21 protein-coding genes are annotated in these 21,611 nt (G+C 67.4%); 15 read left to right on the top strand and 6 right to left on the bottom strand.

Annotation, left to right across the window (positions count from 1 at the left end):
* Positions 1-5: 5 nt before the first annotated feature.
* Both AB0M36_RS18455 and AB0M36_RS18450 read right to left on the bottom strand, forming a co-directional pair.
* Positions 6-2,432 (bottom strand): site-specific integrase, encoded by a 2,427-nt coding sequence (locus AB0M36_RS18455; protein WP_364158853.1) that lies wholly within the window; start codon positions 2,430-2,432, stop codon positions 6-8.
* The gene (locus AB0M36_RS18450; protein ID WP_364158850.1) at positions 2,429-3,565 is read right to left on the bottom strand and encodes a tyrosine-type recombinase/integrase; all 1,137 of its coding nucleotides are present in this window, start codon (positions 3,563-3,565) and stop codon (positions 2,429-2,431) included. Before AB0M36_RS18450 ends, AB0M36_RS18455 begins: the two co-directional genes overlap by 4 nt.
* A 54-nt stretch (positions 3,566-3,619) precedes the next feature.
* On the opposite strand from AB0M36_RS18450, the gene AB0M36_RS18445 reads away from it, so the two are divergent.
* From AB0M36_RS18445 to AB0M36_RS18380, 14 genes are all read left to right on the top strand, one after another.
* Positions 3,620-4,528, top strand: a complete 909-nt coding sequence (locus AB0M36_RS18445) for an acetamidase/formamidase family protein (RefSeq protein WP_364158847.1) — start codon at positions 3,620-3,622, stop codon at positions 4,526-4,528.
* A complete protein-coding gene (locus AB0M36_RS18440; protein WP_364158844.1) occupies positions 4,528-5,190 on the top strand; it encodes a GPP34 family phosphoprotein in 663 nt (220 codons plus the stop codon). Before AB0M36_RS18445 ends, AB0M36_RS18440 begins: the two co-directional genes overlap by 1 nt.
* A gap of 107 nt (positions 5,191-5,297) precedes the next feature.
* Positions 5,298-6,410 (top strand): hypothetical protein, encoded by a 1,113-nt coding sequence (locus AB0M36_RS18435; RefSeq protein ID WP_364158841.1) that lies wholly within the window; start codon positions 5,298-5,300, stop codon positions 6,408-6,410.
* The gene (locus AB0M36_RS18430) at positions 6,407-8,494 is read left to right on the top strand and encodes a hypothetical protein (protein ID WP_364158839.1); all 2,088 of its coding nucleotides are present in this window, start codon (positions 6,407-6,409) and stop codon (positions 8,492-8,494) included. The genes AB0M36_RS18435 and AB0M36_RS18430 overlap by 4 nt, the downstream gene beginning before the upstream one ends.
* A complete protein-coding gene (locus AB0M36_RS18425) occupies positions 8,487-9,533 on the top strand; it encodes an enolase C-terminal domain-like protein (RefSeq protein WP_364158836.1) in 1,047 nt (348 codons plus the stop codon). Before AB0M36_RS18430 ends, AB0M36_RS18425 begins: the two co-directional genes overlap by 8 nt.
* Positions 9,533-9,988 carry a hypothetical protein gene (locus AB0M36_RS18420; protein WP_364158833.1) on the top strand — a complete coding sequence of 152 codons (456 nt, stop codon included), beginning with the start codon at positions 9,533-9,535 and terminating at the stop codon, positions 9,986-9,988. Before AB0M36_RS18425 ends, AB0M36_RS18420 begins: the two co-directional genes overlap by 1 nt.
* Complete coding sequence (locus AB0M36_RS18415) at positions 9,985-10,665, top strand: HAD-IA family hydrolase (protein WP_364158831.1); 681 nt, start codon at positions 9,985-9,987, stop codon at positions 10,663-10,665. The genes AB0M36_RS18420 and AB0M36_RS18415 overlap by 4 nt, the downstream gene beginning before the upstream one ends.
* A complete protein-coding gene (locus tag AB0M36_RS18410) occupies positions 10,662-11,447 on the top strand; it encodes a class I SAM-dependent methyltransferase (RefSeq protein WP_364158828.1) in 786 nt (261 codons plus the stop codon). Before AB0M36_RS18415 ends, AB0M36_RS18410 begins: the two co-directional genes overlap by 4 nt.
* Entirely contained in the window at positions 11,444-12,223 is a 780-nt protein-coding gene (locus AB0M36_RS18405; RefSeq protein WP_364158825.1) for a creatininase family protein, read from the top strand. The genes AB0M36_RS18410 and AB0M36_RS18405 overlap by 4 nt, the downstream gene beginning before the upstream one ends.
* Before the next feature lie 23 nt (positions 12,224-12,246).
* A complete protein-coding gene (locus AB0M36_RS18400; RefSeq protein WP_364158823.1) occupies positions 12,247-13,002 on the top strand; it encodes a phytanoyl-CoA dioxygenase family protein in 756 nt (251 codons plus the stop codon).
* A 44-nt stretch (positions 13,003-13,046) separates the two neighbouring features.
* The gene (locus tag AB0M36_RS18395) at positions 13,047-13,676 is read left to right on the top strand and encodes a Sua5/YciO/YrdC/YwlC family protein (protein WP_364158820.1); all 630 of its coding nucleotides are present in this window, start codon (positions 13,047-13,049) and stop codon (positions 13,674-13,676) included.
* Between the two features lie 590 nt (positions 13,677-14,266).
* A complete protein-coding gene (locus tag AB0M36_RS18390; protein ID WP_364158817.1) occupies positions 14,267-14,515 on the top strand; it encodes a hypothetical protein in 249 nt (82 codons plus the stop codon).
* 12 nt (positions 14,516-14,527) lie between these two features.
* Positions 14,528-15,517: a methyltransferase, FxLD system gene (gene fxlM / locus AB0M36_RS18385; RefSeq protein ID WP_364158814.1), complete on the top strand. Its 990-nt coding sequence runs from the start codon at positions 14,528-14,530 to the stop codon at positions 15,515-15,517.
* Positions 15,514-16,113: an AAA family ATPase gene (locus AB0M36_RS18380; RefSeq protein ID WP_364158811.1), complete on the top strand. Its 600-nt coding sequence runs from the start codon at positions 15,514-15,516 to the stop codon at positions 16,111-16,113. Before fxlM ends, AB0M36_RS18380 begins: the two co-directional genes overlap by 4 nt.
* A gap of 314 nt (positions 16,114-16,427) precedes the next feature.
* Here AB0M36_RS18380 and AB0M36_RS18375 read toward each other — a convergent pair whose 3' ends face one another.
* A complete protein-coding gene (locus tag AB0M36_RS18375) occupies positions 16,428-16,763 on the bottom strand; it encodes a hypothetical protein (RefSeq protein ID WP_364158809.1) in 336 nt (111 codons plus the stop codon).
* A 378-nt stretch (positions 16,764-17,141) separates the two neighbouring features.
* Between AB0M36_RS18375 and AB0M36_RS18370 the strand changes: the two genes are divergently transcribed.
* Positions 17,142-17,483: a pyrophosphatase gene (locus AB0M36_RS18370; protein ID WP_364158807.1), complete on the top strand. Its 342-nt coding sequence runs from the start codon at positions 17,142-17,144 to the stop codon at positions 17,481-17,483.
* A 33-nt stretch (positions 17,484-17,516) separates the two neighbouring features.
* Here the strand turns inward: AB0M36_RS18370 and AB0M36_RS18365 are convergent, their stop codons facing one another.
* From AB0M36_RS18365 to AB0M36_RS18355, 3 genes are all read right to left on the bottom strand, one after another.
* Complete coding sequence (locus tag AB0M36_RS18365; protein ID WP_364158804.1) at positions 17,517-17,954, bottom strand: hypothetical protein; 438 nt, start codon at positions 17,952-17,954, stop codon at positions 17,517-17,519.
* Positions 17,938-19,992 (bottom strand): site-specific integrase, encoded by a 2,055-nt coding sequence (locus AB0M36_RS18360; RefSeq protein WP_364158801.1) that lies wholly within the window; start codon positions 19,990-19,992, stop codon positions 17,938-17,940. The genes AB0M36_RS18365 and AB0M36_RS18360 overlap by 17 nt, the downstream gene beginning before the upstream one ends.
* A 260-nt stretch (positions 19,993-20,252) precedes the next feature.
* Positions 20,253-21,350, bottom strand: coding sequence for a tyrosine-type recombinase/integrase (locus AB0M36_RS18355; protein WP_364158798.1), 1,098 nt, complete (start codon positions 21,348-21,350; stop codon positions 20,253-20,255).
* Positions 21,351-21,611 lie beyond the last annotated feature (261 nt).

Raw genomic sequence — 21,611 nt, 5'->3', positions numbered from 1 at the left:
TGGGTTCACGGCCCGGTGGTGGGTGGTCGGATGGCGGGCATGCCGAGGTTGACGTGCTGGCGTGCGGTGCGGATGACGGCGATCGCGGTGGTGATCTGCTCGCGGTCGGCGGGGCTGAGGTCGGCGAGGTCGACCTCGACGCGGCGGATGAGTGCGCGCAGCTGGGTGATCTCCTCGGTGCGGGGCATGAGTTGCTGCCGGGCCCAGTCGTCCAGGTCGTGTGCGGCGCGCAGGCGTTCCTGGTCGGCGAGCAGTTGCTGCAGATAGGACTTCAGTTCGGGCAGGTAGGACGCGTCGCTGCGGAAGTGGCCGCAGCCCAGGCAGGTGAACTTGTAGGGGCAGGCTTGTCCGCTGGCCTTGACGTTGGAAGGTTCGGTGCAGGTGCCGAATGGCACGGCGACCTGTCCGACGCGCAGGCGGGCGTGTTCGTCGGTCAGCAGCTTGGCGATGCTGTGGAAGACCCGGCGTCCGTGGCCGTCGAATTGGTGGCGGGCGACGCGGTCGACCGCGCCGCGCACCCGGGTCTCGGTGACGCGGTAGTAGCCGGCTGTGGTGCGCATGGTTTTGTGCCCGAGCAGATCTCGCAGCACGTCCGGGGGCACGCCCTGATCGGCGTGGCGTTGGGCGTAGGTGTGTCGATAGGCGTAGGCGGTGATCGTGGCGTGGTCGACGGGTCGCCCGTCGCGGTCGATGAGTTTGTCCGCGAGCGTGTCGATCCAGTGGCGGTGGGCTTCGGCGAAGCTGTCGTGCAGGGCGGGTTTGGTGCCGTCCGGGTTGGCTTTGTCGCGCGGGAACAGTACGAGCTGGCCGACGGGCGTGTGGGGAAAGAGTTCCTGGACCAGAGTTTTCTGGTCGACGATGAGCTGGGCGGTGGCTTCGGCGATGGGCAGACGAAGTCCGAGACGGTTGTTCTTGAAGTCGGTGTAGACCAGCACGGGGTTGCCGTCGGCGTCGCGGTCGAGGCAGTCCCACGGCAGCCGGCAGATCTCGGCGGGGCGCCGGCCGGTGTCGATGAGCAATTCGACGGTGCGCCGGTCGTTGATGCCGGAGCGCTCTTGCAGCAGGTGCAGGTGCTCACACAGGGTTTGCAGCACGGTGGGCGGCAGATCGCGGCAGCGGCCCGAGTCGGGTTCGCGGGGAACGTCGGCGGCGCGCACCATCACGTCGGCGGGCAGACCTTCCGCGGGCTCACCGAGGCCGGTCACACCGAGGCCACGGATGTCGTCGAGGAAACGACGGACCCGGCGGACGACGCCGACCCGGTTCTTCTCACTCAGCGTGCCGGTGTGTTGCTGGTGGGCGAGGCGGTTGAGCCAGGCCACGACGTCGCGGCGGCTCAACACGCGGGGGTCTTCGCCGGCGTCGTCTCGGGAGTGCCGCAGGGTCTGCGACAGCCGGTCCAGCGCGGCCAGGGTCGCGCGGGCGGTCGCACCGGCTTGGACGCCGCGGTGCAGAGGCAAGTCTTCCATTGCCCAGGTCTTCGCGGCTTCGCGCAGCCACCGCTGGGTCAAGGCGGTGAAGTCGAGGGTTCCTCGCAAGCCCCAGACGCGCAGATCCCACACATCGCTGGGTCGTTCGCGTTCCGGGGTGGACAGCGCCCGGCGCAACTCTCGGTCCATCGCCCGCAGCGTCGCCTGGACATCGTCGAAACGCGACGCGCGTCTCGACTTGGCGAGCAACTCGGCGATGCTGCCAGCGCGGCGGGTCTTCGCGTCAGCGACGATCCGGCGCAGCTTGGTTGGTCGGGTCTTCACACCGGCGTCGCAGCGCAGCTGCACCGCGAGCAGCAATTCCACCTGGAACCGTTCAGGCAACCCGGCCAGCGTCACCGTGTGACCACCCAGGATCGGTTCCCCGGCGCAGATCCAGGCACCCAGCCGAGCATCCGGATGCTGGCGTTGGTGCCGCAGCCACCGATCCAAATGCGGAGGGCACAATCCATCGCGCTGCGAGCTCAACCGCGGGCATCCGGTCACTCGGCACGAACCCCACGATGGCAGCGGACGGATCTGCGGCCGCGCAAGCCACTGCTGCAGCGTCAACTGCGCGAACCGCTGACGATTGCGGTAATGCGTGTTGCACAGGTGTTCCCGGGTTCGAGCAGGACGCTGGCAGCCGACCCGGCACGGTCGTTCGGCCTCATTGCGTTTGCCCGACACCGTTGCGGTGAACTGCGACAGCTCTGGCCTTCCGGCGTCGCGATACCGATCGAGGCAGACCCGGCAGAGGGCGCCGTTGGGCTGGTGGACCGCGCCCGCGCAGTCGACGACCTGACACTGCGCCAGCCCCAGCAGCCGATGCTGGCGAGGCGGTGCCAACACGCCGGTCTGCGGGTCCCAACCTGCCTCGAGCAGGAACGGTGCCCGCAGCAACGAGCGCAGCCTCGCCACCTCATCGACACGACGAGGCGCCCCTACGACGGCCGTGGTCACGGCGCGTCCATGCGGGGCACGCCGACACGGTCCACCGCCTGGCGTAACCGGTCAGGTGCGGGATGCAGGTAAACCTCGGAGGACGTGACAAACGCATGCCCGAGCAGATCCTTGATCTCATCCAATGTCGCGCCGGACGCGGCGACGTTCGACGCGAAGGAATGCCGCAAGGCATGGGGATGCATCCCACGCCCCAGACCGGCGCGTCGCGACAGCGCCGCCAGCAACTCGTTGACCGCCTGGGGGCGCATCGGCTGACCCACCGGTGCCTGGAACAGATTGACCAACAGGAAATCACAGGGAGCGGCGGCCTGGCACCTTTCCCGCACGGCGGCGTACTGGTCGTATGCCTGCACCACCAGCCAGTCCGCGGGCACAGCCCGAGCACGACGCGATTTCGCGACGGCACCGTTGCGGTTATCGCGCCGGCGCACATGCAGATGCGGACCCTGCACCCCGCACCCCAGCAGGGTCGCATCCGCAACGAAATGCACGTCCTCGCGGCGCACGCCGGTCAGCTCACCGCGGCGCAACCCCATCCGCCACAACGCCAGCACGATAAACCGGTCCCGCGCGTTACGGCACGCCCGCAGCAGCGCCAAGACCTCCGCGTCGGTCGCCGCAACGATCACCCGCTCCGGCTCACACAACCGATGCCGAGGACGCTCCCGCAGCCCTACCCGCTGCCCGCTGACCTCGACCGGCACATCCCAGTCGCGCACCACGTCATACAGCGCGTCCAGCAACACCGCCTCCGCCGCGCCTACCGACACGCAGTACTTCAAGAACTCACGGACCGCGGCCAGCACCGCGTTCACCCGCCCCGGTCCGCGCACCGGCGTCTCAAGCGCCGGACCCGTCGCCTGCGGATCGTAATGCTGCAGCCAGAACACGAACCGGCTCAGATGCCGGCCCGACGACCGCCAATCCACCTCGCTGACCGCGCACCACTGCAGGAACAACGCCAACGACGTCGCGTATGCCTGCGTCGTGCCCTCGGCTGCATCGCGACCCAGCCGGCACGCCAACAAGAACTCGTCGGCCACGTCCACCGGCCGATAGCGCTCGTCGATCACCGACCAGTACGTCACTCCCGACGGCAACCGCACCCGGAACGACCGGAATCGCGCCACGCCATGACCTCTCCACGACCAGCCCTCAACGGCCCGACCCTAGAGATCAATCCCATGCACACCATCCCCGACACACCGACAAATACTGTCGCGAACACGGCCGAAAGCCTGCCCATGCACCAGTCCCCGACACCTACGGCACCCCGACAAAACGGCCCCATCCATGTCGAGGGCGCCCGGCCGGGCGACACCCTCGCGGTGCACATCATCTCCCTGACTCCAGCCAGCACCGTCGGGTTCTCCTCGACGTTCCCGCACTTCGGGGCATTGACCGGCACGCACAGCACGGCCATGCTCCACCCGCCGCTGGAGGAGCGGGTGTGGCAGTACGCCATCGACAACAAGCGGGAAACGGTCCGGTACGCCGCCCGAGAGAGCGACTACACCGCAGATCTTCCCTTGCGACCGATGCTGGGCACTGTCGGAGTCGCTCCCGCTGCCGGTGAGGTCCGCGCGTCGATCGTCTGCGGCGCGCACGGCGGCAACCTCGACACCCCGCTCATGCAGGCGGCCACCACCCTGTATCTACCGGTGAATGTCGACGGTGCCCTACTCGCACTGGGCGACGGGCATGCCCGCCAAGGCGACGGCGAACTCTGCGGGGTGGCCGTCGAGGTGCCGATGGACATCGTCCTCGCCGTCGAGGTCGTCTCCGGCGCCGTCACCAACTGGCCGCGGCTGGAATCCGACACGAAGATCATGTCGATCGGCGTCGCCCGGCCCCTCGAAGACGCGTACCGGGCCGCGCACGCCGACCTGGTGCGCCTGGTCACCGACCTGACTGGCCTCGACCAGCTCGACGCCTACCAACTCGTATCCCAGGCCGGGCGCGCACACGTCGGCAACGTCGTCGACACCGACTACACCATCGCCGCCGCCATCGACAAGGACCTGCTCGACGGCGCCCAGCCCTACCGCGGCGCGCACCGGCGGCTACGCGCCCTCGTCCCGGAGGTGCGCTGATGCTGACCGACGTCGCCTCGCTTCGCGATCAGCTCTGGCTGCTCGGCCACGACGAGACCCGCGACCTGCAACCTCGAATCGACGCCCGCGCCCTGGCCGTCGGGCTGGCCGGCGCGACGGTGACTGAACTGCTCATCGACCAGCACATCGTGGTCAATCAAGGCTGCATCTATCCCAGCGGCCGGGGCAAGCCCACCGATCCGGTCGCAGCCGCCGTACTCGCGACGATCCGCAGCCTGTCACACGCGCCGCTGCTCGGCGACGTACTGCGCGAGCCGGTCCCACGGTTCGCCGAACGCGTGCACGCCCTGCTGGTCGCTACCGGAGTCCTCTACGAGGAACGCCGCACCCTGCGCGGCGCCCGGTACCGCCTCGTCAACGACAACAGCGTCACCTGGATTCGCTCAGAGTTCGTGCGGCGGCTGTACCGCTCGGACATCGACGATCCCGCCGTAGACACGCTGTGCGCGTTGATCTGGGCGCTCAACCTGCACACCACCCTGGTCCTGCCGTACAGCACCGGCGAGGCCGACGACATCCTGCGCACGATCACCGAACAGATTCCGGTGCGTGCTGGACCCATGTCACCGTTCTTCGCCATTCCGCACATCGCTCTGGGAGTGCGCGCCACCATCGGCGATCTCGCCACGGCGCCCTTCTGAGCGGCCAGCTCGACCTGGCCCGCTCGCGCCATCGCCTTGCCGCGCGCCGTCTTCTGGCGTGCGTCCCAACTGCACCCACGGTTCGCCGTCGAACGACAGGAGAAGTTGTGGCCGCCACCCCCGCCCTCGCGAGCCCCACGGTCTGCAGCACCGCAGACCTCGACAAGCTCGCCTTGCAACATCAAGTGCCGGTTGAAGATGCCCTGCTGCTCGCGATCAACCTGTACGGGATTTCATCCAGGCAGAACCGGCACCGAGCGCGGCTGGCGGTCCGCCTCGCCAGGCATCCCAGCGTCGCCTGGCACGTCATCGTCCCGCTCAACGCTGTGACCTCGCCTTTTCGCGTCCATCCCAGCGGGGATCTCGCCTTGGGTGACAGCATCGTGGGTCACGTCGAGCGCATCGACGCTGACGAAGCTGTCGGCGGGTACTTTCGCGACGACGGCCGCGCCGCCACCCTCAATCCCAACGCACGAAGCCGTTGCACCGGTTGCGCGTTCTGCCCGAACACGCTGGAGGCTGCGGCAGACCCTCGGCTCGCGGAGGAACGGGCGCTGGATGACCTGCTGACAGCCCTGGTCGAGCAGCATCCGCACCGGGACCTCGCCCGGCTGCGGGAAGTAACGGTGTCGACCGGATGTTTCGGCCGAGAATCGGCTGCGGTCGACCATGTGCTCGCCGTGCGCGCGGCGCTCCAGCGGCACAAGATCACCGCTCGTCTCGGGTTTCTGACCTCTGTTGTGCGCAGCGACGCCGCCTTCGCGCAGATCGCTGCCGAGGCGGCGCCGTTTGTGCTGCGTCTGACCGCTGAATGCTTCAGCCGGCGGGACTTGCTCTTGAAAGCCAGCAAGGCGAACCTGTGCAGCCACGACATGCCGAACCTCCTGGCGCGCGCCCGTACCGCTGGTCTGGACACCTCCTACACCTACATCGTCGGGCTGGACCGTATGGAAGAGCTCACCGCCGGGATCGGTGCGCTGAACCCGCACATCACCGAATTCCCGAACTTCCAGGTGTACCAGGCGCACAACTCGATCATGGCCGGGCTGCGGGCCTCCGGGGCGGCCGACCTGGGCCACTACCTGCGCGCTCGGCGCATCATCGAACGGATTGTCGGACCGACGGGACTGCGCCCTGTGGCGTGGGAGTGCTACCGCCCTCTGTGGTACTTCACCTTCGGCCGGGAATGCCTGGTTGACGCGGTAGCGGTAGCGGCATGACGACCGCGGATCCCAGCCGGCTCGCCGAGGCGCTGTGGCGCGCTGTCACCTACCTCAGCGTCGCTCAAGTGCACCTGCAAGCCAATCCGCTGCTCACCCTGCCGCTATCTGCTGAGCACGTGAAGCCGCGGCCGGCCGGCCACTGGGGTACGGTGCCCGGCACCGCGTTTGCCCTTAGCCACGTCGCCGTTGCTGGCGCCACCGCAGAACTCGACGTCATGCCGGTAATCGGTGCCGGTCACGCCGGCGTGGTGCAAAGCTCGCTGGCCTGGCTCACCGGCGCTCTAGCGAGGGTGCGGCCGGAGTTCAGTACGGACGTTGCGGGGCTGACGCGGCTGGTGCGCTCGTTCCCTCAGGTGAGCGGTCTCGGCGCGGAGGTGTCCCCGCTGCTGCCCGGCGGCGCGTACCTGGGTGGCCAATTAGGCGGGGCACTGGCATTCGCATTGGGTGCAGCCCTCGATGCCCCGGATCGGCTCGTCGTACCAATCCTCGGCGACGGGGAATGCGAGACCCCGACCACGGCCGCGGCATGGCTCGCCGCAAGGACCATCGCCGGCCGCAGCAAGGTGTTACCAATCATCCACGTCAACGGTCAGCGGATGGGCGGTCCATCTCTGCTCGGAACCATGGGCGACTACGAACTGCGCGCCTACGCCCGCGGCCTCGGTTGGCAGCCGATCATCACGCACGCGGAACAAGGCCAACTCGAGGCGCACCATGATTTTCACGACAGGTTCCTAACCGCTGCTACCAGCTTCGACAACGGCGGCCGACCCGTAATCTTCCTCCGCTGCGCCAAAGGCTTCACAGGCCCCACGACGCTGGCGGGAACCTCAATCGAAGGAACGTGGCGCTCCCACAAGACCCCGATCAATGATCCCCACGGTGCCTCGGGCCAGGTGACGGCTCTCGCGGACTGGCTGGCGTCGTACCGGCCAGAACAGCTGTTCACCAGCGCCGCAGCACCAGCTGGGCCGCTCGCAGACGCCGTCCACACAATCGGGAAGCGAGACCACCCGACCGCAGTCACCCCCGTGACAAATCCGCAGGTTCCTAACCATGAACTCTCCGGGGGGCACAAAAGCTTCGCACAAGCCGTGACAACCGTCCTGCGCGCTCACGCTCAAGCCGGCGACCTGCGCCTGTTCAGCCCTGACGAGCTCGCGTCCAACCGACTGGCCCATCTGGCCGAAGAGCCATGGAGCATCGAAGTCCTCGCCGAAGAAGTCCTTCTCCAGGCCCTCGCTGGCTGGACCGCGACGGGCCGCCGTGGCTTGCTCATCTCGTATGACGCGTTCGGCCCACTGCTAGGCGCCGGACTTATACAGCTGCTCAAACACCGCAGGCTCCTGCAGAACACGCCGCTGCCCAGCATCAATGTGCTGCTGACCTCCTACGGGTGGCACAACACCTACACCCATGGCGACCCGTCGTTGGCCACGACACTGCTAGGAACCCGCGACCCCGCTGTGCGAGTGTTGGTGCCCGCCGACCCGGCGCGACTCGCTGTCACGCTGGACGAGGCGCTGGGATCCACCGGACGCGTCAACGTGATCGTGGCTGGCAAACACGGCACTGCCTCACTCCCACCAGCCGCGACGTCACAAGAATTCGAGCAGGGTCTAGCCGTGTGGCCTGCGGTCAGTGACGCGAACCCTGACCTCGTCATCGTGGCCGCCGGCGACCTTCCCGCGCAGGTCGCCTGCCAAGCCGCCCCCGCCATTCGCCGACGACACCACATCCGAGTCAGCGTCATCGGGGTCAACGACCTCACCACCCTGGGCCACCCGGCGACCTGGCCCCGCGGAATGAGCGACGCAGATCTCGAGCGCTACCTTCCCGTCGGGGTGCCGGTCTTGATCGCCACGCTGGGCCATCCTGCCGCGATCTGGGGGCTCCTCGAAGGTCGGCTCCACCGGCCCGTTCAGGTGATCGGCTGGCAAGAGCCGCCTCATCCGCTGACCCAGCACGAACTCGCGGCGACAGCCGGGATGGACACCGCCGGGTTCACCGCAGCCGCCGACCGATTCGCCGCTGCGGGACTTCTGCGCCCGATCAGCCATCAAGGAGCCCACCTTGGCTGACTTGAAGATCGACGCCATAGAGCTGGTTGACTGCCGCGACCTGGCCGGTCCCGGCGACGATCCGTTCATCGTGGAGGTGCGCGCCGGGAGCGCCGCCGGCTGGTATGGACCGCTTTGCGCCGAGGTCGCGGCCAGTATCAACGCACTGCGGGAGCGCGCACTGGAGGCGCCGATCAACGACCATGCCGGCCTCGCCTCGCGGCTTCGCCCAGCTGGCGTCGGGCCAGTCGCTAGCAACATGTCCTGGGCAATCGGCGCGCTCGATTGTGCGGTATGGGACGTGCACGCCCGCGCCGAAGGCGTATCCGTCGCCGAGCTACTCGGTGCCGGCGGCCCACCGACGGAAGTGCCCGCGTACGCCTCCCTGCTCAGCCTCAACGTGCACGACGACCGCAACAGCGACACGATCACGGACATCGCTGCTGACGGCTGGCAGTTCACCAAGTGGAACCTGCGCCCGGGACTCGGCCTAGCTGCGGGTACGGACGCAGAACGGCTCGCGATGGCGATCCGGCGGGTTCAGGCCCTCGCCGGCACGGCGGCGGCCTTTGACGCTCTGTGGGCCTGGAGCGCATCTCTGACAAGGCACTTTGGTGCACTAGCCGAACCCGGCGACATCGTGTGGCTTGAAGAGCCGCACCCGCACCACGACGCTCCCGGCTACTCCACCGCATCCGCCCAGGTACCGCTCGGGCTGGGTGAACGGCTTCGCCTCAGTGAGGAACCTGTCCTGCTTGCGCTGCCCGCCCTCGCAGCGTTCACCGTAGATGTGGTCGGCTGCGGCGGTCTCACCGCCGCCGTCAATCTCGTTCGCCGAGCCCGCGACACAGGGGTGCCCGTCTACCCGCACGGTCGGTCCCTGCTGCCGGCACTACACCTCGCCGCTGCCTTCCCTGACGCTGTCCCCGCCGTGGAGTATCAAGTGCGCTGGCAGCCGCGCCGGAACCAGCTCGTCCACCATCCCGCCGACGTCAACACCGGCCGGATCACCATCGCCCGCCCCATGGGCTTGGGCCCCACGCCTAGGAGATGGTTGTGATGCCAGCGTCAACCCTCAGCATTCCCGTCACCGGCACCGTGCGGCACATCGACGGCGAAACTCAACTGGTCCTGAGCGAAAGGATCGCCGGCCACGACACTTTCCTCAGCGGCACCCTTGAGATCGCCAGCAAGTCGGTTCCGGTGCGAATCATCACCCTGGACAACGTCACCGTGCTGCGCCCGCTCAACCCAGCCGACGCCGCTGGCATCCAACCCGCCTGGACCGCGAAATTAGGACTGCCACACGGTGCCCGCCCGCACGCCATCCCCGCTGACCTCACTACGGCGGCCGAGCAGCAGCACCGGGCGCTGGACGCCCTGGATGAGGCCGAACTCCGCTACGCGCTCACCTTCCTCGAGGAAGCCACCACCACCGCGATCCGCCAATCCCGCATCGACGCGATCGTCGGCGCACTACCCCGGTCGGCGGCACAGCTGACCAACCCGCGATGACACGACCACTCGTGGCGTCCGAGCGTCCTGCACTCATCACCCTGGACGTCGGCGGCACCCTCGGAAAGTCGGATCGACCAGGCCTCACCTCAGCGCTGCTCGCAGCATCGCCCCTGGCTCGGCGAGACGCCACCGTGGCCCTACGCGACCGGCTCCACGTGGTGTCGTCGATCAACGACCAGGTCGTGACTGACGTCTGCCGGGCATTGCGAATCCCGATATCGGCCTTCCCCCGCCACCTCACCGCGGCACCGCTGCGGCTATACCCAGCAACGCGGCGAGCGCTCCCGCTGCTGCACGAACTTCTCCCTCTCGTCACGCTGTCCAACGTCACCTGCGTTGACACCGACCCCGAACAGCTCGATGAGCTGCTGCGACCCTGGGTAACCGGCCACTTTCCGTCCTACCGGATCGGCCACGCGAAGCCTGAGCCGCGGGCTTTCCACGCTGCCGCTCACCACGCTGGCGTCAACGTCGCCCAAATCATCCACATCGGCGACAATTGGGAATGCGACACCCTCGGCGCTGCTAACGCCGGGGCGTCCACCGTGTGGATCTCCGGTGGCCGACCCACTCCGCCGATCGCTCCACCACTGCGGCGCCACGTTGCAGTCGCCCACGACCTCACCGACGCCGTCACACACGTCCGCACTCTCTGCGCGAGGAGACCAGCATGAGCACCTTCGAGGGCACCGTCGAGCACTACCGCAAGTACCGGCCCGGCATCCCGGACGACGTGGCGACCATCCTGTCAGCAGCGGCACCGAGTCGGCGACCTCGGCGCCTGCTCGACGTCGGCACCGGCACCGGCCTCGTCGCGGAAGCCCTCATCGGAGACTTCGACGACATCATCGCCGCCGACACCGACGCCGAGATGCTCGCCGCCGCCGAAGCAGCTCTGCGTCCCGAGCTGCCCGCCACCAGTACCCTGCTCCTGTCCCACGCCTCAGCGGAGGAATTCGAGCCTCCGGCCGGGTGGCAACCCGACCTGGTCACCATCTGCCGCGCCTTCCACTGGCTTGACCAGGAAACCGTCCTGCAACGCCTGGACCAGTACGTCGCCCCGGACGGGTCGGTAGCGATCTTCGGCGACAACAGCTTCTGGACGGTCGTCAGCGACTGGAAGACCGCCATCCGAAGCCTCATCCAGCAATATCTAGGGGAACAGCGACGTGCTGGTGCGGGCGTGTTCCAACATCACAACCGGCCCTACAGCGAGATCCTCCAAGAGTCACCCTTTAGCGTGGTGGAGGAACACCGCGTCCCAGTCCACCGCGTCTGGTCTACCGAGAGCATCCTCGGCTACCTGTACTCCACCTCCTTCGCCGCACCACACCTGTTCGGTGAGCGTCTTACCGACTTTGAGCGCGAGGCCGCCGACACGCTGGCGAGGTTCAGCGACAACGACACCTTCGATGAGCACAACGAGTTCCTCATCCGCATCGGCCGCCGCCCATGACCACCGGCCACCGTCAACTCTCACGTCTCCCCGCCACCGAAATTCACGCCAAACTCAGCGCCAGCTCGGTGCTCTGCCTACCTATCGGCTCTCACGAGCAGCACGGCCCCCACCTGCCGTTGAACACCGACGCCGTGATCGCCGAGCAGTTCACACGACGCCTGATCGACCGCTACGGCGACAGCCATGACCTGTGGATGCTTCCGGCCATTCCGTACGGGCTGTCGCTGGAACATGCTTGGTCGCCTGGCACCGTAAGCCTGCAACTGCGGGTGTTCGCAGACCTGCTCGACGACATCTGCGGCCAATACTGCTTGGTCACACCCGCCCGAAGCGTGGCCATCATCAACGGCCACGGCGGCAATCGCGGAGTTCTGGAGGCGGCCGTCTACGAGCTTCGGCATCGCCACGACCTGCGGCTATGCGTCATTCACCCCACATCGCTCACCACGATCGGCAAGAACGACGACGTGCCAGATATCCACGCGGGGCTCCGAGAGACGGCTGTAATGCTTGCCGTTGCGCCCGATGACGTGCACCTGGACTGCCTGCCGGAAGATCACGAACCTCGGCCGCAGCTTTCCGAGCTGGCACGGCAAGCCGTCTACGACCGCGGCGTGACCTGGCCGTGGACTTCCCAGGACGAGATGGCCTCCAACGGCGTGATCGGCGGGAACCCCCACCACGGCACCGCCGACCTCGGCGAACGAATCCTCCTCGCCGCCCTCGATCGATGCGACAGCATCCTGCGTCGCCTCACCGAACCCATGCCCTGATTGACCGGAAGGGAGAGCCCCCCGTGGCCGCCCACCTCACCGCGCATGAGAAGGACACCTTCATCCGCGACGGCATCATCGTCCGACGCAACGCCATACCCCCCGAGCTGATAGTGACCGCACGCCAACTGATCGACCGGTGGCTCAGTCGCGACATGGATCTCACTCGCGTCGACGCCTACACCCAGCGCACGTTCGCTCCGGATCTGGGCGACCACCCAGACATCCTCGCCTTGTTTGACCAGTCCGGTGTCGCTGACCTCGTCGCGTCACTCATCCGGCGCACCGCGCCCGTCACTACCGCGCAAATCCAGATCCGCCTTCCCGCCGTCGCTGGCGGTACCCACCAACCGGTCAAAGCCATGCACGTCGACGGGGTGGCATGCCCCCACCACAACCCCGCTGAACTGCGCACCTTCACGCTGCTCGCCGGCGTGGTGCTCTCCCCAATCAGCGCCCCAGATGCTGGTGCCCTGCACTACGTCCCCGGTGGCCACCTAGCAATGGCCGAATGGTTCCGCTCCGAATGGTCGCTCGGCATGACCGAGCAGGTCCCGCCCCACATCGGCACCCAACACGGCGAACCTGTGCTGGCCCAGCCAGGCGACCTCCTGCTCATGCACCACCTCGTCCCGCACGCGGTCGGCCACAACGCCTCCAGCGAGCCGCGCGTCGTGGCCTACTTCCGCATCTCCCACGAACGACACCACCAACAGCGACTGGACGCTCTGCGAGATCCATGGCGCGAGTACGAACCGCTCCAGCCGCTGCTCGCTTGACCCGCCGGCCACCAGACCATCCCCTCATAGCGAAAAGGACATCCATGCGCCGCGTGCCGCCATCCGATGTCGCCATCGCCGCCCGCGCAATCGAGGCCGGTGAACTGGTGATCGTTCCCACCGACCGCTGGTACATGATCTGCTGCGATGCAGGCAACGCTCGCGCATGCGCAGCGATCTTCGCCGCCAAGAAGCGTCCCGCCGACAAGTCGCTGGCCTTGGTCGCGGACACGATCGACACCGTCAACCGTCACTTCGCCCTGACTCCGGACGCCCAGGCTCTGGCGGAGGAGTTCTGGCCTGGGCACCTCGCACTGCGCCTACCCTGGCGTGACGCCACCACGGCGCAGGCATACTCAGCCGTGGGTACGCCGGAAGCACTCGTCACCATCGCCCCCGATGTCCTGGGCGACCTCGCCGCCAACGCGACATGCTTGGTGGCCGCCACAACCGCCAACATTTCAGGCGACGGCGGAACAAGTCCCAGCATCAACATTCCCGAGGTCGCTCAATTCATCGCCGCGGCTGGCATCGGTGACCCATTGGTGATCGACGGGGGCGTCTGTTCAATCGCCAACCATCTCACCATCGTTCGCTGTACTCCAGAAGCGACCGTCGTGGTCCGGGAAGGCGTAGTCCACTCACGATCGGTCACGGCGGCGCTGCATCGGTGAGCTGCGCTGTGGTCGATGGTGGCGAGGTCGGGCTCGTGCGGAAGCTGTCCCCTTGAGCGAGGTTCCGCGCCGCATCCACCACTGATCTTCTTGGTTACTCGCGATCGCCGAGGAGGTGGATCAGAAGGCGCGTCCCGGCCAGTCGGCCCTCACGAGTGCTGCGGAGCAGGATCGCGGCGACGAGGACGGCGGTCGCCGGCACCTGACCCTGAAACATCCGACACAGGTGGGAGTCACTCGGGCCGATCGGTTCCAGGCGTAGCTCGCAGGTAGAACATCCGACCTCTTTCCACGCCGCCGTGTGGGGCTGGTGGAGGTCACCGGCGGCGGTTCGCAGCAAAAGGGTCCTACTACGCCGCTCGTGAGGAACACGCGCCCGAGGGCGGCGGCGCAACTCCCTTGAGGAATTCACCATCTGGTAGCCCCAAGTAGTGGGTGCTGCTCATCGGCCTTGGGGTGACCCAATCGGGTGATTAGCGTCGTCACGGGGACCCGGTTTTGTCACAGGTGGTCGGTACGGTTCGGGCCCTGTCGAGGCGGGACGTCCACGCCGGCGTTTCCCGAACCAAGCAACGATATCGGAGGTACGGATGGCCCTGGCCGAAACGGCGACCGCTGCCCACTCCCCGCAGGAGTACCGCGACCGGCTCGCCGACCACCTCCTCGTGCGGCCATGGGTCAGCCTCAGCTCGCCGGAGGTGGAGGCCGCGGTACGCACGGTGCCGCGACACCTGTTCGTGCCATCGGACGTGGACCTTGCCGCCGCGTACGCGGACGACGTGGTGATCACCAAACGCGACGCCCACGGCAAGCCCACCAGTTCGGTGTCGGCACCGTGACTACAGGCGTACATGATCGAAACAGCGCGGCTCCGGCCCGGCGCGCGGGTCTTGGAGATAGGCTCCGGCGGCTACAACGCAGCCCTGCTCGCCGAGGTCGTCGGCCCCGACGGCGAGGTCACCAGCATCGACATCGACGCGGACGTCGTCAACGCCGCCCGCGCCGCGTTAACCCGCGCCGGATACCCGCAGGTACGCGTCGCACACGCCGACGCCGAGGACGGCTTCCCCGATGCGGCGCCCTATGACGCGATCATCGTCACCGTCGAGGCCGCCGATATCCCACCCGCCTTCGGCGCCCAGCTCGCTCCCGACGGAGCTCTGGTCGTGCCGCTGCGCATGCGCGGTAACACCCGATGCCTCACCCTGACCAGGCGAGACGACCATTGGGAGGCGACCGCCGCGATCCTGTGCGGCTTCGTCGCGATGCAGGGCGCCGGCAGCCACCCCGCCCGACGGATACCTCTGCGCGGCGACGACATCGCCATCACCGTCGACGAGCCCACCGCCGTCGCGCTCGACACCGACGCGTACGCCGAAGCGTTCGCCCAGCCCCGCGTGCAGGCGTGGGCGCCGGTGTTCGTGGCGGCGCAGGAACCGTTCGAGTCGCTGCACCTGTGGCTGGCCAGCCAGCCACACCCGTACGGCCTACTCGCCGTCGACCGCGACCTCACCCCCGGACTGCTCGACCCGCAGAACCGGGTCGCCTGCCCCACCCTGCTCGCCACCGACTCGCTCGCCTACCTCGCCCTACGCAAGCTCGACGAGAATCGGTGGCAGTTCGGTGCCCACGGCGTTGGCACCGCCGGCAACGCCCTGGCCGCCACCATGGTCGACATGATCACCGCCTGGGACCGCGACCACCGGCACGGACCCGGACCACGCATCACCGTGCACCCGACACCCCCTCAGCCGCCACCGGCCGTCGGAACCCGACTGCTCGTCGAGCGCCGGCACACCACCATCGCCGTCACCTGGCCCGACCTGGCGACTCCCCGGTGACCCCCGCCGCGAGCTCGACCGCGCTCTTGGTGATTCGCGGCAACTCAGGCAGCGGCAAGAGCACGGTCGCCCGCGAGGTCCGCCGCCGCTACGGGCGCGGCTGCGCTCTGCTGGAGCAGGACTACCTGCGCCGGATCGTGCTGCGCGAGCACGACAGCAGCAACATCAACCCCGTCGCGCCCGGGTTCATCGCCGCGGTCACCCGTACCGCCCTCGACGCCGGCTATCACGCCGTACTCGAAGGGATCCTGCACGCCGACCGCTACGGCCCCGCACTGCGGGATCTGATCGCCGAGCATCCCGGGCCGTCGCACCTCTTCTACCTGGACGTGTCGTACGACGAGACCGTACGCCGCCACGCCGGCCGCGCCGCCGGCGTCGACTTCACCGCGGACGACATGCGCGATTGGTATGCAGCCAAGGACCTACTCGGCGTCGCCGGGGAGCACGTCATCGGTGAGGACTCGACGTTCGAGCAGACCGTCACCACGATTCTGCACACCAGCGGCCTTGCCGAAATCGGGCCGACGACGCCGTGCCCGAGCCGGTGCCCGCGCTGCTTCACCGAGCTAGAACACGCGCAGCCCACGTCATGAGTCGCGAACAGGCGACATCTCGCGCGCACGAGGCGGCTGCCGCTCCCCGCCTCCCGGCGAAAGGAACTCCGATGGCCGAGCGCCATCGCAGCATCGTGGACGTGCACCTCATCCTGCGCCGGAGCGGGAGGATCGTCATGCTGCGCAGGGCTCAATCGGGATACGCCGCTATCTGGACCGAATGTGCGGAGACGTAGCCTCTACGCTGCGACGATGCGTCGCTGACTGTGTCAGGACCACTGTAGAGCGCGCGATCTTGGATGGCAACCAGACGGTCACGCCCCCGTTCGCTACCTGTTGGAGCCAATGCACGGTCAGCCTGTTGGCAGGTCGTCGACGGAAGGGCCGTCCGGCGAAGTCATGACAAGCACGGTCATGTCCAGGAGCCGCTGGTAGTAGGTCGCCTCATCGCCGGTCAAACCCTCAAGGACGCGGATGAGCTGCTGCTCGCGTTGGGCAAGAAGGTCTCGACGCCGATCGTCGATACTTCCGCCGGTGGAGAGCCAAGAGCTGACCATCCCTGCGACGTCGGCGTCCAACATCACCATCTCGACACCGGATACGCTGGTGCCTCTCAAACCGCTGGGGAAGGGAGCACGCTTGTGCAGCTCCCAAAGTTCTCCGACGGCGCCCATGCGTTCATTTGCCATTCGAAAGATCTCCTACCGGAATCCGCCCGGCAGCGACCCGAGGGCCCACAAGGCGTAACCGCAAAAGCCACACAAAAACAAGATCATTAAGATGCCTGCCAGCAAACTCCACCTGGCCTTGCCCCTCGCCGCACCATCGCGAACCTTCACGTCTCGTAGTATCGCGGAACGCATACGGGCGGCGCGTTGTTCTCGGCTATGAACGCGGCCTTTGATGATGCGATGGCGCCCGGGGACTACAACTGCCCGACATCGGAGTCGGCGCTGTCCACCGCGCCCAAGGGCCAGCTGCAGCCGTCCGGGCCCAGGCGGCCCCGGTCGTGAACACTCCCGGGTGCCGGGATCGGCCCCGAGCTTACGGGCTCTTAGGGTGTAGATGTGGACCTGGTAAGACTTACCGACAATGCCGAAGAAATCTCACAGGCTTATGCCCGCCGGCATGACATCACACGGGATGCCGCCTGGTTCTTGCTCAAGCTGCAGGAGGAGGTTGGCGAATTGACTCAGGCGTTCCTCATGCGAACTGGTCAAGCCAGGCCCAAGGGACACTCGGCGCAGGAGATCGACGAACTCTTCCAGGGCGAACTGGCCGACGTGCTGTGTCATGTGTTGCTACTGGCGCGACACCACGGGGTCGACCTGGAGGAGGCAGTTGAGCGCAAATGGCTTGCGTGGCTCCCCGAGCAGGCGCCGTCGGCGACATCACAGCCGCTCGAATAGGTGGCACCAGGTGCGTCGTTGTTGTGGGGATCGTCATGATGACCCGGCCGAGTCGCGTCCAGGCGCTGTAAAAGCGCCGCGTCTAAGATCTCGGAGTTGGCCGAGTGCGACGGCGAGTTCCTCGCGGAGCTGCTTGTTCTCCCGGAGAAGGCGGTGGTTGCGATCACGAAGTGCCCGCATCATCTGTTCGTGTGAGGCCGTGCTGATGCGCTGAACGGCGGGAATCGGTGCTCGTCCAGTGCTGGGTTTGACGGCCGCGATGGTGCGCAGCCGGGTGAGCAGAGCTATCTGGGCCGGGTCGTAGAGGAACGTCCGAGAGACGTCTGCCGCGGCGGCAACCGCGGCGACGTTGACGCGGCCTGGGCCGTGCTCGAGGTCGTCCAGGACTGCGTGGACGCGAGCGGTGCATTCGGCGCGGCGGCGAGCTGCGGCGGCGATCAGGTATTGCCGGTTATCAGCCCGCATCAGCATTCAACTCTCGGTGTGGAGCGGCTGACTCCTTGGCGCTGGAGTGAGCCTCGGCTTCGTCCTGGTGGACGCGGTCAAGGAGATGGCGGATCGCTGTCGCCATACGCTCGTTGCGTTCCGCGACACGAACGCGGCCAGCGGCTGCGGCGGTCTGCTGAAGCTCGAGCGTGCGGGCGAGGGTGTCCTGGTGGATGTGGAGCAGGCCGGGTTCGGTTTGGAAGTCCTCGCAGAAGTAGCAGCCGTCGGCGGCGTTCTTGGGGCAGGCGCGGGCGATGTGCCGGCCGCACCAGCCGCCGGCGACGGCGTGTAGCCGCCGGCCAATCTTGTCGGCGAGCCATTCGACGCCGGACAGGTCGGCGGTGGCGCTGATCCGGACGGCTTGACCCTTGCGGTTGAACCGGACCTCGTACTTCGCTTCGTATTCGCGGCGCAGCGTGTCGTCGGCGATGCGGGAGTAGTGCTCCTGCATCGTCCAGGAGGTGTGGCCGAGGACTTCTCGGATGGTGCGGCCCGAGACTCCGGCGTTGGCCATGCGGGTGCCCAGCGTGTGCCGGAACTGGTGCCAATTGACGGTCGCGGGCTGGCCGTGGGCGTCGACCAGTCGAATGCGGGCCAGCCACGCGTCGAACCGCTTGGTCAGCGTGGTGTAGGAGATGAAGTAGTCCCCGTCGGGGTTGCGGCTGACGCCGGGGAACAGCCATCGGCAGCGGTCGCCGAAGCGTTCTCGGACGCGTTGGATCTGCCCGCCGATCGCGTCGACGACGGCGGCGCTGGCGGGGATGGCTCGGTAGCTCTTGTCCTTGCTCTTGTAGTGCACCAGCGCCCACCGGCCCGATGGCAGCCGCTTGAGGCAGTCGGTCTTCAGCGTGAGCGCCTCGCCGATGCGTAATCCTTCGTCTCGGCAGATCAGCACCATGGTCCGTGTCTCGGGTTCGAGAAGGGCGAGGTTCTCCTCGGCCTCGATCTGACTCATCAGGTACTCGTCGATGAAGTTGGCCTGAAGCCCGGAGGCGCGGGGCAGGTCATCGACGTAGATGTGGGCATTCTCCGGCAACGGTGGCGTAAATCCGTAGCGACGCCAGGCTTCGAGGAAGCCTTTCAGCTTGGACAGGTGCAGCTTGCGGGTGCGCGCGGTCAGCCGCCGGCCAGCCCATTTGCCGGGGCGGATGTCGGGGGCGTCGATCAGCCAGCCGCTGTAACGTTCGAGCGCTGCGCGGTCGAGCACGGCCGGCTCGTCCTGCTGGGCCGGGTAGCACTCGGTGAGGAACCGGGAGAACCAGTGGAACGATGACAGCTGCCCGGCGACGGTGCGCAGCTCGGTGGTGGCCAGCCGGAGCCGGAAGTAGCGCTTCACCAGTTCCCGCAGCCACTCTTGAGCGATCTTGTCGAAGTGCAGTGGTGGAACGCCGCGCCGGGCCTCCAGGTCGAAACCCAGATACTCCGGCCGCCACACGTCACGGTCCCACTCGACGCCCTGGTCATGCAGGTCGTGCAGGGCGATGAGCAGGGTGCGGAACAAGCCGCGGGCCACGCACCCGCGGTTGACTTGCTGCTGCCAGGAAGCGAGGCTCCGGTCGCGTACCGACTCGACGCCAGCCTCGATGACGAGCCGGACCGCGCGATTCCAGTCACCGATAGGAATATGGGTGCGGCGCTGTTCGGTGCGTAGCTGGAGCAGGTAGGCGAACTCCAACCGCAGCAGCGGAGACAGCTTGCTCAGATCGAAGCCGGGATTACGTAGCTGCTCCACCACGGCGGGAAACTCGGCCAGGGCCGGTCGGCCCAGCTTGACCCACCGATACCGGTGGCCGTCGCAGAGCTCGTCGCTGAGCACCGGGAACGGGCAGCCAGGGTAGCCGCAGCGTCCGACATCGCCGCGAATGATCACTGCGGGGCGGGTGGCCAGGTATTCGTCGGTGCTCGCTCCCGCCATTCCCATCGGGGTGAACCGGCGACGATGGTCTTCGCAGAGCCGGAACGGTCCCTGAGCGTGCGGGCAGCCGTCGACCGGACACCGCCGCACCGGCGCAAGCCAGCCCACCGTCGCATTGTCCGGATCTGCCACCCAGGTCGCATGGTCAGGCTGGCCAGATAGACGCCATGCGCGGCTATGGATGGAACACAGGTCGTTGGAGTGGCGCCCGCCCGGGCACTGGGGTATCGCGCAGTGTTTCGGGGCTAGGAAGTGCCCGGGGGCGGGCACGAACCGGTCCACACAGAACTCCGGACGCAGCACTGCGAGGATCGCCACGGCCCGCGGATCCGGATTCGGCAGCCCGCGCACAGCGGCCAGTCGACCGCTCACCGTCCGACCTCCTCGCGGGCCCAGAAGCCGGACCGGACCAGCTCGTCGGCCATGTCGTCGGTGTCCATGTGGATGTAGATCTCGTCGGTGGTGCGCGCGGAGGCGTGCGTGAGCAGCTCACTGACCACCTCCAGCCGGACTCCGGCACGCAGCAGCGCGGTGGCATGCGTGTGCCGGAACAGGTGCGGGTGGAAGTCCACGCCGGCGCGCCGTCGCAGCCGCTTGACTAGGCTCATCGCACCCCAGTAGGTCATTGCATGGCCGACCGGCGCCTCCCACAGGTTGACGAAGACGTAGTCACTGTCCAACTCGCCGTACTCGGCAAACAGATAGTCCACATAGAGGTCGCAAAGCGCCCGGCGCGCCGGAATCCGCTTCGGCTCGCGGTGCTTACCGCGCGCTCGATTGGCGTTGTCCCGCCGGGGCACTAGCGTGATCTCACGCCTGTCGGTGTCGATGTCTTCGTGGCGAAGTCCCAACGCCTGCCCGATCCGGCAACCGGTCTCGAACATCAGCGCCATCAACAGCCGGTCACGCAGTCTGGTGCATGCATCCAGCACCCCCTGCACTTGGTCATCAGTGAGCGTCGCCGGCCGGGCCTTGGGAGTCTTCAACCTCGTCGGGCGGACCTTCACCGGCCCGCCGGCGATCCCGGCCAGGAAACCCCGGTCTTCGCGCCCACGCCCGGGTCGATAGGTCACCAGCTGAGCGGCCACGCCAACGCCACGACGTGCCAGGAACTCGTACAACGCATACACGCTGTCACGAGCCCGATTCACCGTTGACGGCTGTCGCGCCGGCTCGATCTCCGCCGCGAGCGCCAACGTGCCGGGCTGCACCGGACGCCGAAGCCAACCCGCGAACTGATCCACGTGCTCAGCAGTCACATCTGTCAGGTCGACGCGCAACAGCGCGAGGAAACGCAGCCATAGCACCAGGTCATACGCTCGCGCTCGGATGGTGTTCGGCGAATACTCCCGGTCGGTGCACATCGCCAGGAAGTCATCAACGGGCTCGACGACCCGCCCATCCTCGCCGACGACTGTGTAGCTCTCCCGCTGGACTCCAGAGCCCCGCAACGCACGGACCCGCACGCCGCACCTCCTCGCAACCTCATCGCAGTCGTCGCGCACGGAGGTCACGAAAGTCCGTCAGCCACGCAAGCAGATGATCAATCTAGCCGCTCGTTGCTTACGTGCCTGACATCGCCCATCCCGGTCCAGATAGACGCCGACTCGCTGTTGCACTTCGTGTCGGGACGGGACTGTGGATCTTTCGGTGTTTCCGGTCTGACCCGCCGGGCGTAGCCCGGCGAGGAAGGCGCCGTGATGACCACGACACTGGATGATGTGACC

It is taken from the genome of Actinoplanes sp. NPDC051346, from assembly GCF_040682215.1.
Classification (GTDB): Bacteria; Actinomycetota; Actinomycetes; order Mycobacteriales; family Micromonosporaceae; genus Actinoplanes.
This window is presented reverse-complemented; position numbering and strand designations above follow the sequence as displayed.